Origin of the sequence: Ketobacter sp. GenoA1, from assembly GCF_003671475.1 — a bacterium.
Taxonomy (GTDB): Bacteria; Pseudomonadota; Gammaproteobacteria; order Pseudomonadales; family Ketobacteraceae; genus Ketobacter.
In genome coordinates, this window is record NZ_RCHM01000046.1 from 1 (window position 1) to 13,187 (window position 13,187).

A 13,187-nucleotide genomic window follows, 5' to 3' on the forward strand; every position below is an offset into this window, starting at 1 on the left:
CGGCTGCGGGCTGCGTATTCCCACTGCGCCTCAGTCGGCAAATCCATCGGGTAGCCAATCTGCTCACCCAACCACTGACAATAAGCTCGGGATTCATGCCAGGTCACACCATCCACTGGATAATTTGGCCCTGCATAGGTTTCACTTCTATAACGTAGTAATGGTTTTTCTCGGCCTGTTACCTCGGCAAAAAGGTCATACTCCGCAAAAGTCACCTCATACTTCAATATACTGTAATTACTCAAGGTGACCTGATGCACCGGGAACGCGTCCGCATCCGGACCAAAAATCTGCTGCTGACCGTTCTCGTCAACGTACCCCACATCCCCCATCATGAAGGTTCCGCCTTCGACAAACACCAGGTTATCCAGGGTCCGTTGCTTGAGAGCATTGATTTCTTCAGTAGGCGCGCACGCTGCCATGCAGACTAGGGCTAAGACAGCTACCCACCTCAAGGTGTTTCCCTAAGGGTTGTAATTGGTTCAGGGTGATTGGCAACGCAGCGGATACCGATGCCCGCTCCGGTGTTGTCGGGTTCTCTCACCGCTCGAACATACAGGGTTATTTGCCCTCGACCACCTATGATTCCTGAACCTCTTGTCACTTTAGAATCTGAGTATTTTGGCATTCCCTCGTCAAATATCGGATCTATCAAGGCATGATCCTGATAAAGGTGCCAAGCATCCACTGTCCACTCATCCACGTTGCCGGTCATATCATGAATACCCAATGGATTGGGTGGCCAACTGCCTACCGGCATTTCACGTTTATTCTCTTTCGCATCCCTAATATTTCTTCCCGGCTCAAACTCACCGTTGTCCGTGGCATAGGCAACCGCCTTACCCCGGCTGCGGGCTGCGTATTCCCACTGCGCCTCAGTAGGCAAATCCACCGGGTAGCCAATCTGCTCACCCAACCACTGACAATAAGCTCGGGATTCATGCCAGGTCACACCATCCACTGGATAACTTGGCCCTGCATAGGTCTCACTTCTATAACGTAGTAATGGTTTTTCTCGGCCTGTTACCTCGGCAAAAAGGTCATACTCCGCAAAAGTCACCTCATACTTCAATATACTGTAATTACTCAAGGTGACCTGATGCAGCGGGAACGCGTCCGCATCCGGACCAAAAATCTGCTGCTGACCGTTCTCGTCAACGTACCCCACATCCCCCATCATGAAGGTTCCGCCTTCGACAAACACCAGGTTATCCAGGGTCCGTTGCTTGAGAGCATTGATTTCTTCAGTAGGCGCGCACGCTGCCATGCAGACTAGGGCTAAGATAGCTACCCACCTCAAGGTGTTTCTCTAAGGGTTGTAATTGGTTCAGGGTGATTGGCAACGCAGCGGATACCGATGCCGGATCCGGTATTATCGGGTTCTCTCACTACGCGAACATATAGGGTTATTTGCCCTCGACCACCTATGATTCCTGAACCTCTTGTCACTTTATGGGAGGCATATTCTTGATACTTAACCGTTTCATAACGAGGGTCATTTTTTGGTTTATCGTTGTAAGGGTGCCACCAATCTAACGTCCACTCATCCACATTACCGGTCATATCGTGTATACCCAATGGATTGGGTGGCCAACTGCCTACCGGCATTTCATGCCATATTTGCTTTGCATCCCGAATATTTCGACCTGGTTCAAATTTCCCATTATCCGTGGCATAAGCAACCGCCTTACCCCGGCTGCGGGCTGCGTATTCCCACTGCGCCTCAGTAGGCAAATCCATCGGGTAACCAATCTGCTCACCCAACCACTGACAATAAGCTCGGGACTCATGCCAGGTCACACCACTTACTGGATAATTCGGCCCTGTGTACTCTTCTTTCCTGAACCGCTGAGAAGGAATGTCTCGCGCTGTTACCTCAGCGAAAAGATCGTAGTCTGCATAGGTGACCTCGTATTTGAAGATACTGTAACTGCTCAAGGTGACCTGATGCACCGGGAACGCGTCCGCATCCGGACCAAAAATCTGCTTCTGACCGTTTTCGTCAACGTACCCCACATCTCCCATCATGAAGGTTCCGCCTTCGACAAACACCAGATTATTCAGTGTCCGTTGCTTGAGGGCATTGATTTCTTCAGTAGGCGCGCACGCTGCCATGCAGACTAGGGCTGAGAGAGCTACCCACCTCAAGGTGTTTCTCTAAGGGTTGTAATTGGTTCAGGGTGATTGGCAACGCAGCGGATACCGATGCCGGATCCGGTGTTGTCCTGGTCTCTCACTGCGCGAACATACAGGGTTATTTGCCCTCGGCCACCTATGATTCCTGAACCTCTTGTCACTTTCTGGTCGGACTTAAACTTCTCATATTCATCATTCCTCGGATCCGTTACTGCACCAGGCCTGTACGCTCTCCAATAATCCACTGTCCACTCATCCACGTTACCCGTCATATCATGAATACCCAATGGATTGGGTGGCCAACTACCTACCGGCATTGGGTGCCATATTTGCTTTGCATCCCGAATATTTCTTCCCGGCTCAAACTCGCCGTTGTCCGTGGCATAGGCAACTGCCTTACCCCGGCTGCGGGCTGCGTATTCCCACTGCGCCTCTGTAGGCAAATCCATCGGGTAACCAATCTGTTCTCCCAGCCACTGGCAATACGCTCTTGATTCATTCCATGTAACACCTTTCACCGGATATTCTCGCCCGGTATACACCTCCTTTCGGAACCTCTGCATCGGCTTCTCCCGCCCTGTGACATCAGCGAAAAGATCGTACTCAGAAAAGGTAACCTCGTACTTCAATATACTGTAATTACTCAAGGTGACCTGATGCACCGGGAACGCGTCCGCATCCGGACCAAAAATCTGCTTCTGACCGTTCTCGTCAACATAACCCACATCCCCCATCATGAAGGTTCCGCCTTCGACAAACACCAGGTTATCCAGGGTCCGTTGCTTGAGAGCATTGATTTCTTCTGTAGGCGCGCACGCTGCCAACACGCTGAAACACAGCGCGAGGACGCCAAAACGCGGCCATATATTTGGTATTTTCTGTACACTCACTTTGGTAACCCGCTAATAAACTGCTCTAGACGATCCCAATCTTCCGGATCGTTTAGGAGCCTTGACTTTAAGAAATGGGCATTCTGCATAACACGTTCTGCCTTATTAACCGGATCCGCTTTGGGCGTCACCTGGGGCACCAACTCACCACCCTGTATCTCACCAAGGTGCTCTAAAGTTTCCCGCCAGTCACGCCGGCTGACCACCCCCTCCTCGATCAGGATCAGCGCTGCCTCCTCCCGCTTTTTGTTAACATCAAACTCCACCAAATTGCCAAGGTATTCATCCGTTCCGACTTCAACCGTCATCAGATCATACAGGATTCGGCCTTTGCTTTCTGGAGTCAGGTATTTTAACAGTTCCGGTTTTTGGTGCAGCGTATCAATCAAGGTCTCAGTTTGCTCCCCAATAACTTTTTGCTGTTTCCACTCAGCTAAAAGTTCATCCGTATACTCCAAAGCATCAATTAGCACCTCAACACTTTTTCCAACAGCAAACGCCGGCCCGGCCCAGATGTTACCTTGTTGCAACATCCTCCAGGCCCAAGCGCTATACAGATCAAACACATCCAAACCGGATTCATCTTTTTCTTTCTCAAAAATATCCAGATAACTGAAGTTGTGTCGCTTAAGCTCGCCGTGAATCAACGTAATGAATGCCCAACATTGACCCACACCCACAGTGATATTGAGCTGGCCACCGCACCCTGGGCCCAGGCACGCTTCCGCCTTCATTTTAATCACAAAACGGCTGCTATCCTGATCAAACCCTACCTTAAATTCGGCCGTGGCCCCAATGCCCAGCATACCCGTCAATGTATAACCGGCACTGCCCAGGGCGCCAAACTGTGGCGGCTGGTGAGACTTGCCTGGGGCCGGGTCTTTGGGTGGGGGCCGCCAATCCACCGAGGCACGCATGCCCAGCTCGGCTTTGGCACCGGCAAAGGCACCGGCATTGGCCCCTGCCTCCAGGGCGCCTTTTGCCTGCACAATGGTTTTGTCGCTGACTTTACCCGCCCGACTTTCATCGCGCACCGCGCCCACCACCGCCAACATACCTTGCGGCGCAGCCAGGGCGATCTCACCCCCCAAGTTAACGTTTGCACCGGCCCAGGCGCTGATACTGCCTTCGAAGGTGGCCCGCATTTCCCCCAGATAAAGTTCCACCTCTTTCTCAACGACTTTCGAATGCTCGCGATCGATTTCCCAGGCGATGAAATCGCATCGGCGATTTTCGAAAATTTCCTGATCGGTTGCTACCGCTGGCGCCGTTTCACCTTTGCTGATATAGGGCGTACTGAATAACCTAATATTGCTCAGCAAATTGTAATCCCAGGTGATTCGGGTCTGGTTCTGCTGGCTGGCGTACAGCCTGAGGGCTTCGGAGTATTGCTCGATCAAACGCTGCAGCTTGGTTTTTGGCTTACCATTGCGGAAGCTGGGGTGTGGCGTATCCCATTGGGCCTTGCTTAAAAACAGCATGCTTTGCAACTGCGGCAATACCTGCTGCCGCATTTCTTCCAGATTTGGAACCTGTTGTTTGATCTGGTCCACCAGGGAGGCCTTGGTTTCCGAGCGGCCGACCAAGTCCCAGTTGACTGCCGCGGGAATACTGCCACTGCGAATCAGGATAACATAGGCCATAAAATCCACTTCCGCCCGGCCCCAGTGGCCGCTTCTAAAATGACCGATCCAGTTTTCCAGTTTCTGGGCGATAAAATCCGCCACAATGGCGGCACGGCGCTGGCCTAACCTGTCATTATAATCGTTCGATCCGGTGGCACTGGTGTGCCCCACCACCTGGATAAACAGATCCCTGCGCCCGGCATCGGTATTGGTGCGGTTCACCGTTTGCGCCAACACCTCCCAGTGCTGCAGCATGGCAAAAAGATTGTCTGCACCGGACGGCGTGAGCAGGCTGTCATCCACCGCAAAGTAAGGTGTGTCCGCCCGCTGGTTGAAGTTGTTTTTTCTGTAATCGATTCCGGCGCTGTTGCCGTAGGGCTTAGGTACAATTTCTTCGGTTTTAACTTTGATTTTTGGGCGCAGGCCATGGCCTTCACTATTGGGAAACATAAACCGGCCTTCGGCCTTGGCCTCGGCCAGAGCCGCATCAAATGAGGCATCCGCGCCCACTGCCAACTTGCCCTTTTTCAGCAGATCAAATTCGGCTTTTACGGTGGCGCCCAGGGTATAACGCATAAACTGGGCTCCGGCGCTGGCATCCCAGCAAGTCGGGGGGAGAGGCTTGCGTGCTATCAGGTCTTTGTAATGTTCTCTCCCCTCTTTACCGCAAACTGTTTTATAGGGCACATCGCGCAAATCAAGGTATAAGTCAGAACTCTTACCCCAAATATCCCCCACCATTCTCTTCACAAAATCCCAATCCTCCGGCAAAAAATAGTTGGCGGGATTGGTTTCGCTGCGGCTGGTGGTTTTATCCAGTGCCTTTAGGGCGTCATCACGATACTGCTCATAACGCTTCCAGGACGCGTTGGCATCCTGGTTGATCTTTTCGATCCAGTTGTCGATCAGTGCGTAATTGTCTTTGGTGAGAAACGCTGACAGCGTCGGCAGCAGCGTCTTGATCAGGCGCTCTGAAGGAATCTGACCGGTTGTCTCACCCTTGGCCAGTTTCCAATCCTTGGCGATCTTGGTTTTAACCTTGCCAAAGGTTTCGATGACTTTGTCACGATTCAGCTCACCGGCCTTTTTACTCCCGTCGGCTGCCTGATCCGCCTGGGTATAGCGCCAGCCCTTAAGGGAATCCTCAACTGGTTCTGCGTTGATGACTTCGCTCAGTGCGCCTTTTATGGTGCCGGGCATCTGGTACAGGTGGCCTGGCCTGGCTTTGTACTTTTCCACGAAGTCTGCCGGGATCAGGGAGTATTTGGCGGCACCAATGCGCATCATTTCCTGCAGCCCAACACGGCCTTTTGCCAGGGGTGCCAGTTTCTTTGTGCCCGCACTGCCATCTCCAGCCACGGCCTCCGCCAACGCGGCACGCACACCATCTTGTGCCTGCAACAGATTACGGTGATCAGATCCGGTTTGGGTGCGGGCTGCTTCTAACTGTTCTGCAGCCTGATCCAGTTTTTTATCCAACGCTTCCAACTCAGCCAGGCCTGGCTCATCCAGTACCAGAATGATATGTTCATTGGGGCAATATAGGAGCTCATAGATTTCACCGGGTTGTGTCAGAACCAGTGTATTCTTGCTGCCATAGGCAACATTCAGCTCTTTTGGTGCTGGAGTCGGAGCTGTCATAACGTATTCCCTGTCTTATTCCCTGTCTTATTCAAGCGGTTCAGCAGCCGTATTCCCGTTCCACGGCGCCATAAAGTGATGCCGATATTTGGCCCGTTACCGGCAGATCGTTTGCCTGTTCAAAGGATTCAATACCGGCTTTGGTTTTGTTGCCGTAAATGCCGTCCGCCACACCGCAATCGTGGCCAAGGCTGTTCAAACGTGCCTGAATACCCGACACCGGATCGAGAAATCCCGGCTTCACTATAAAGCGGTGGCTGGGTTGCTCCGCGGCCGGATCGGCATACACATTAAGCGGAAATTCCTCTATGTCCGTTTTCTTCACCACAATCTGAACTTCTCCGCTGTGATTGCTCACCCGGGTTTGCGAACGGCCGTCCAGTTGGAAATCCACCGCCACATTGGGCATTGGCCGCCCGCCATGATCCGTCAGACGAAACACCAGCGTCTGTGGCTCCCCTTCTTTCACCACAAAACGGTGCTTGGCACCGGTGCGTACGTACACTGATTTCTGTTTTTGTTCCGGAATGAAAACTTCATCACCGGCAAACAGGATGTTGGGATTGGGCCGCCGTTTACGCAGTTGCGCGTTATCCGCATGGTGGTAGATATCACGCCAATTGGCGATCTTATGGCGGCGGGCAATCTTCGCCAGGTTTTCGCCGGGCTTTACGATGTGAATGGTCGACATGAATTTAATCCTGTGGCATGACTCGTTCCGTATCAGTCCCAAGGATCACTGTCCGGGAAGCTGACCTGACAATCACCCGGCGGCATTCCCTGTATACGCGCAATTCCCTGAGCATCCGTGGTACCTGTGTACTCCTTACCGTTTTTATCCGTGATGCGGTATTGGGTATTGGCCAGCGGCTGACCGGACTCCGTCTCTAACTGCACACTCACCCAACTGTTTTCCGCCTCCAGAGCGGCAACGGTGGCGGTGGTATCCCGACCCGGTACCGCAATCCGCGGCAACGGTGCATTCGGGTTGGCTTGGCCGCCCTCAACCGATTCCACAGTCACTACTTTTTGCACCACAGGTGCGGTGTTGGGTAATGCCGGGGCACTGGCCTTACCGGGCTTGTCACCCTGGTCAGCAGGCTTGGGTGCCTGCGGCGCGGTGATCGTTGCCGGTTTAGCCGGGGTGGCGGCGCCACCGGTATTGATGCGCACCATGGGCCCCTTGATGGTGACGCCACTGGGGTCCAGCTTCACCAGGCCTCCCCCGGCTTTCAGGGTCAGCTCCACTCCCGCTTCAATCACCAGCGACATGCCGGCTTTCAGCACAACATCCTGCCCTGCCTGTTCGGTATGGGAGCCATTGATGCTTAACTGGGCCGTTTGGCCGATGTTTTGCGACAGGTTTTGGCCCACCTTGAGGTTGTGATTTTGCTTCACCGTGGTGTGCTGATCTGCCGCCACCCGCTGGTTCAGATTATTGCCCACTGTGTTGTGCAGTTCGTTGCCGACCCATTCCTTCCAGTCATGGCGCACATACAGATCCAGGTTTTTCTCGGCGTGCAGGTAAATTTGCTCCCGGCCTTTTTTATCGTCAATGCGCAGCTCGTTAAAGCCCCCGCCACCGGGGCTGCTATCGCTCTTGAATGTGGTTCGACTGTCATTGGCGGGCAGCGCATACGGGGTGGCGTTGGCACCGTTGTAAACCGTGCCGGTGACCAGGGGCCGGTCCGGGTTGCCTTCGAGAAAGGCCACGATCACTTCCTGCCCCACTCGGGGGATCACCATGGCCCCCCACTCGTTGCCGGCCAACCCCTGACTGACCCGCAGCCAACAGGAGCTGGTTTCATCGTATTGCCCTTCCCGATCCCAGTGAAACTGGACTTTTATGCGGCCATGTTCATCGGTGTAGATCTCTTCTGCCGCCGGGCCGGTGACAAAGGCGGTCTGACTGCCGTGCACGGTGGGGACAGGGGTCTCGGCCAGCGCCCGGAACGGTACCGTGGCGGGTATGGCACTGAACTCGACACTGAAACGGGTGCCCTCACTGCTGCTGCCCTCCTCCAGTGCCTGGGGTTGGCGGCCCTGCACCCGCACTGCGGTCAATGTGTGCTCTGAGTTCAGCGTCTGCTGCGGGTGATCTTTGATACTGAAGCGGGCACCGGGCCACAGCCGCTGGCAATCGCTTTCCCCTTCAATGCTACGGGTGCGGGCCTGATGGGCCTGCAGTTGCCGCTTTGCATACCGGGCACCTTCGGCAGGGTCAGTAAAGTGACCCCGATAGTGATACTGCTCCAGGCCGGCATACCCCCCCTGCCGCTCACTCTGCTCCAGGCGCAACCGGGTCTTCTCAAATGAGTAATCCCGCAGCGTCACACTGCCTGCCTGGATACTGGCGTGGGCGCGCAAATCATAGATGGACTCCTGATCCGAGACCATGCCGGTGCGCTCTTTGTAACGCAGTGTCGACAGACCTTTAACGGGTTGGAAGCGGCCATTGTGATCGGTGATCACCAGCACATGGCGATCAAATTGATGTTCAAAGAAATAGAAGATGCCCTCCTGTTCCATCAGGCGCTGGATGAAATCGAAGTCGGTTTCCCGGTACTGGGTACAATACTCCCGCGGTGGATAACGCCCTCTCAAATCAAAGCTCACATCCTGGCCCTGGACATTGGCCTCTTTCAATACTTGCTTGAGGATGTCCGGCACGGATCGTTGCTGGAAGATGCGCAGGTTGCTGCGATACTGCAGAAACGTCAGTTTGGGCACCAGCCGTACCCGGTACAGGGTATAACGGTGGCCGCTTTCCCCTTGTTGCAGGTGCTGAATCTCGCCATGCAAATACTGAGGATGACGTTCATCAAACAGGGTCAACAGGCCGTTCTTGCCAACCAGGGTTTCCTGTTTGAGAGCGGGGTTTTCACAGGCTAATTCAACGTCACAGGTGAATACGTCAGAAACCGCCGCTTTAATGTCAAAACCCACCACGCGCAGGGCCTCGGGCAGGCTGGGAATCTGGAATAAAAAGCGAGTCACATTGGCAGGTACGGTCATGGGGTCAGCACTTGAATTTTGTTAGCCTAGCCAGGATCTGTTCACACTGATTTGTACAGAGCCTGTTTTCCATAAAGACAGCGCCACAACAAAAATAGAGGCCGTTATGACCGATTACCGCGATGAAGCCGTCGCCCCTGAGACCAGCATTGAAGAGTTCCGCAAGATCGTGGAAAGCCGCCGCTCCGTGCGCCGCTTTACGGACGACCCCGTGCCCGATGCCGTGGTGGAAGACTGCCTGGATCTGGCCATGCTGGCCCCCAATTCCTCCAACCTGCAGCCCTGGGAGTTTTACGTGGTGCGCGATGCGCAGGTGAAAGCCCGGCTGGCGGAAGCCTGCCTGGGCCAGAACGCGGCAAAAACCGCCCAGGTGCTGATTCCCATTATTGCCCGCCCGGATACATGGAAACAGAACAGCCTGCGTAACCTGGACTACTGGCCGGAAGAAACCATGCCCAAGATCATCAAAAACTACTACTCGAAGATTGCCCTGTTTCACTACAACCCCGGGCCGCTGGGATCATTTGGGCTGGCGAAAAAGGCCCTGGGCCTGGTGGCGGGATTAAAGCAGGCGGTGCCCCGCGGGCCCTACGGCGTCAACGAGATGAAAACCTGGGCGGTTAAATCCACCGCCCTGGCGGCGGAAAACATGATGCTGGCATTCCGGGCTCACGGTTACGACACCTGCCCCATGGAAGGTTTTGACGAACGCCGGGTACGCAAGATTCTGGATTTGCCCGGTGACGCCATCGTCACCATGATCCTGGGGGTTGGCAAGCGGGCAGAAAACGGCATTTATCACCGCCGCTACCGCTTTCCACGGGAGGAGTTTATCCACCGGATCTGATCTGCTGCGCCAAGCAGGGGGGAACACCAGGCCCAAAGCACACACAGCAACAGACTCCACCGGCAAACACTGGAGAACAGCCAGGGATACCGGGTATAAACGGTGTTGCCCGCCGCCGATGAGTGGGGGATATTCACCAAATAGCCACCGGCTTGCTGGGCGGGGGTCAGGCTGAGGATCTCACCCGTAGGCGCGATCACAGCAGAAGGTCCATTATTCATGATATGCACCATAGGCAGGCGATTCTCCACCGCCCGCAGGGCCCCGCCGTATAAATGCTGAAAGGGTTCCCGGCTGCGACCAAACCAACCGTTACTGGAAAGCACCGCTAAAATCGTGTTGGTGGGGCGGTACTGAAGGCGCTTTGCAACCTCTTCACCGAACATGACTTCAAAACAGATCAGCGGGGCCACGTTCGCAAAACCCAGATCAAAGAACCCGGCTTCCTGCCCCGGCATAATGCGATCGGTAAAACCGCCGAAGAACGCCGACCAGATCGGCTCCAACACCGGCAGTTGATCAACCAGAGGCAGATACTCACCAAAGGCCACCCGCAGCATTTTGTAGTGCACACCCACTTCGGCCCCCTGTTGATCCAGCAATACCGCTCCATTTTGCATTGCAGCAATCGACCCACTGGTGTGCTGGCGCATATCCTGAAACAGCAGCGGCACAGACAGGCGCCGCACGTGCTGCTGGAACGCCCTGCGAATGGCGGCCTGATCCAAATACCCCTTATAACGCGCTTCCGGCCAGAGAACCCATTGCGCGCCCTGATCGACCAGCGAATCGGTCAACGCAAGCGCCGCAGGATACGTGCGGCTGTAGCCCGAAGGTGACGGCAGGTAGCGGCGATCAGGCAACTCATTAGGCTGCACCAGCCCAACCCGCACGCTGGGCCAGGTGGGCATCCGCGGCTGCCACAGGGACAGCGCATAAAAACCATAGCCGAACCAGGCAACCAGAATCAAACCCGCCACCGCGTAGCGCCCCCGCTGCAGGGGCGGTTGCGGCCAAGACACAGACTGCGCCAGCACCGTATTACACAGCACCATCACTGCGGCCAACGCCTGTTCACCCAGCAGATCGGTTGCTTGCAGTGCCAACGGGAAGGCGATCTGCGTGCCCCCCAGATAGGGGGAGAACAGCATGGGAAACTCATGGATAAAAACACTGAACACTAAGGGATAGATCAGCAGGCCCGGCAAACCGCCGCGCCGGCGTAGCCACCCGCACAGCAGACTTGCCAAAGCAAAAAGCTGGGCGCTGTAGAACCAGAACACACACCCGACAAAAAAACTGGGAACCGCCCCCAAGCCCTTCAGCAGATGAACAAACGGCGTGATCCAGTGGCCCGCTACGATTACAAAGCCCAGACCAAACAGCAGCCCCATGACGTACTGCTGCCAAGAATTGTCACTGCGATTAAGCTGCCATATCAACGGGGCCAGGGCACACCAGGCCACCCAAAACAATCCGGTGAAAACAAATCCGCTGCCCAGCAGCATTCCACTCACAGACACCAACAGATACCCGTACACAGATCGATTCAAGGGCGGACGCCTCTGGCGGAGACCACATCGAGCAACGCATGCTGTGACGGGAATAACTGTTGTGCCGTTTGCCTGCCAAAGTGCTGATGCTGCAGGCGGATTAAACGCTGCAATTGTTGAACTCCGCTCACTTGCCGGCGGCCCTCGCCTTCAGCATCCAGCAGGTATTGCCGGTAACGGACCAATAAAGAAGTGAGTTCCTCTCCATGCAACGGATTAATCCGCGCAGACAACCACTTAATACGATCGAACTGCCTGCTGGAAAGTGTGTCAGGAAATGCCAGTACAGCCTGACGCAGTGCGCGCTCTGTGTGCTCCGACAGTGCTACCCCGCTGGGCGTATACTCAATGGTCAGCAACGCCGTTTCGATGGGTTCAAAATCCAATGGATGGACACTGGATTCATCGGCTTGGACTGCCTTGTCGAATTGCGCCTGCTGCAGCTGGTAATACGTCACAGCAAAGCCAACAAAAAAAATCAGCACCAGACTGGGAACAATGGTGGCTGTTGCGCTGCACCAGAGTTTCATTACCATAGATTCAGGTGACTCAATCGAGCCTGCTCATCCGGTTTGAAGTTGTAATCCACCAACGCCTGAATTTGTTGCTGCACCTCCTCTTTAGGGTACCCCGCCGCTTCGATAACCGCTTTCTCAGACTGAAAGGCATAATACCGCGCCTCCCATTGATCAACCTCAAACTGATCACCGGCATAACGTATTTGCAGTGCCTGTTGCTGCGCCTTTTTTTGTTCCGCCGACAAAGACGTATCCTGCTCCAGGGCTATGGCTTCCAACATGTAATTGCCGTTGGCGTTCTCGACCCGAAACAAATCGGCCGCAACACCATCACCCAGATACATTGCCTGTAATCCCTGCAGTTCTTCCATCATCAGCAGCTCATCCCCCGGCGCTACCGACGCAAACAGGGATTGCCGCGCGCGCAGATAATCGTGAAAGTTTTCAATGATGGTCGCCACCTGCTCACTCACCTGTGTTGGCAGGGATGATTTCACAATGGCGATAAAATCCTGTAATTCCTCTGCAGTGAATAACCGCTGCCCGTGGGCGAATGCAGCGTTCAAGGATTGCAACGCTGCATGATTGGCAATCACAGTGCCATTCCGATCCAACGCAATATTCCGCAATGCGCTGCGTATACGCTCACGATCAAACTTGAGGGATGATTGCGCTTTGTCGTCCACTGAGGATGAAGTTGCTTCGAACTCTGTCCAGGCATTACCCACCGTAACAAGCACTTCATTGGCTTGTGGAGTATTGGTTTGCGGAGCCACCGCAGGCACAGACTCTAGACCAAGGATCTGACTCTGTTGGTTGGATTCTTTATCAACAAACCACACGTGATTTATCACGAACCCAACACCCAAAAACAAGAGCGTTAATAGCAAATGATATAACGAATTCCGTTTCATATTTCTTTATCTTCTTGTTGTTATCTCTACTGTCACCATCATATCCGG

Annotated in this window: 11 protein-coding genes; 1 reads left to right on the forward strand and 10 read right to left on the reverse strand. The window is 54.4% G+C overall.

What is annotated here, in order from left to right:
• From D9N13_RS22800 to tssI, 7 genes are all read right to left on the reverse strand, one after another.
• Positions 1 to 422 (reverse strand): formylglycine-generating enzyme family protein (locus tag D9N13_RS22800; protein WP_290594290.1); only part of this gene is annotated, 422 nt, incomplete at its 3' end.
• 29 nt (positions 423 to 451) lie between these two features.
• A complete protein-coding gene (locus tag D9N13_RS22805; RefSeq protein WP_290594291.1) occupies positions 452 to 1,204 on the reverse strand; it encodes a formylglycine-generating enzyme family protein in 753 nt (250 codons plus the stop codon).
• Positions 1,205 to 1,296: 92 nt separating this feature from the next.
• Entirely contained in the window at positions 1,297 to 2,115 is an 819-nt protein-coding gene (locus D9N13_RS22810) for a formylglycine-generating enzyme family protein (protein WP_290594292.1), read from the reverse strand.
• A 29-nt stretch (positions 2,116 to 2,144) separates the two neighbouring features.
• The gene (locus D9N13_RS22815; RefSeq protein WP_290594293.1) at positions 2,145 to 3,026 is read right to left on the reverse strand and encodes a formylglycine-generating enzyme family protein; all 882 of its coding nucleotides are present in this window, start codon (positions 3,024 to 3,026) and stop codon (positions 2,145 to 2,147) included.
• Positions 3,023 to 6,292, reverse strand: coding sequence for an OmpA family protein (locus tag D9N13_RS22820; RefSeq protein WP_290594294.1), 3,270 nt, complete (start codon positions 6,290 to 6,292; stop codon positions 3,023 to 3,025). The genes D9N13_RS22815 and D9N13_RS22820 overlap by 4 nt, the downstream gene beginning before the upstream one ends.
• Before the next feature lie 40 nt (positions 6,293 to 6,332).
• Positions 6,333 to 6,983, reverse strand: coding sequence for a peptidoglycan-binding protein (locus D9N13_RS22825; protein WP_290594295.1), 651 nt, complete (start codon positions 6,981 to 6,983; stop codon positions 6,333 to 6,335).
• Positions 6,984 to 7,015: 32 nt separating this feature from the next.
• A complete protein-coding gene (tssI, locus tag D9N13_RS22830; protein WP_290594296.1) occupies positions 7,016 to 9,307 on the reverse strand; it encodes a type VI secretion system tip protein TssI/VgrG in 2,292 nt (763 codons plus the stop codon).
• A gap of 106 nt (positions 9,308 to 9,413) precedes the next feature.
• Here tssI and D9N13_RS22835 point away from each other — a divergent pair, with 106 nt between their 5' ends.
• Positions 9,414 to 10,154, forward strand: a complete 741-nt coding sequence (locus tag D9N13_RS22835) for a nitroreductase family protein (RefSeq protein WP_290594297.1) — start codon at positions 9,414 to 9,416, stop codon at positions 10,152 to 10,154.
• Here the strand turns inward: D9N13_RS22835 and lnt are convergent.
• The 3 genes from lnt to D9N13_RS22850 are packed head-to-tail and all read right to left on the reverse strand — an operon-like array spanning position 10,115 to position 13,079.
• The gene (gene lnt / locus D9N13_RS22840) at positions 10,115 to 11,707 is read right to left on the reverse strand and encodes an apolipoprotein N-acyltransferase (RefSeq protein ID WP_290594298.1); all 1,593 of its coding nucleotides are present in this window, start codon (positions 11,705 to 11,707) and stop codon (positions 10,115 to 10,117) included. The two genes, D9N13_RS22835 and lnt, sit on opposite strands and share 40 nt — an antisense overlap.
• The gene (locus tag D9N13_RS22845; protein ID WP_290594299.1) at positions 11,704 to 12,237 is read right to left on the reverse strand and encodes a hypothetical protein; all 534 of its coding nucleotides are present in this window, start codon (positions 12,235 to 12,237) and stop codon (positions 11,704 to 11,706) included. Before D9N13_RS22845 ends, lnt begins: the two co-directional genes overlap by 4 nt.
• Positions 12,237 to 13,079, reverse strand: a complete 843-nt coding sequence (locus tag D9N13_RS22850; RefSeq protein ID WP_290594300.1) for a lipase secretion chaperone — start codon at positions 13,077 to 13,079, stop codon at positions 12,237 to 12,239. The genes D9N13_RS22845 and D9N13_RS22850 overlap by 1 nt, the downstream gene beginning before the upstream one ends.
• Positions 13,080 to 13,187 lie beyond the last annotated feature (108 nt).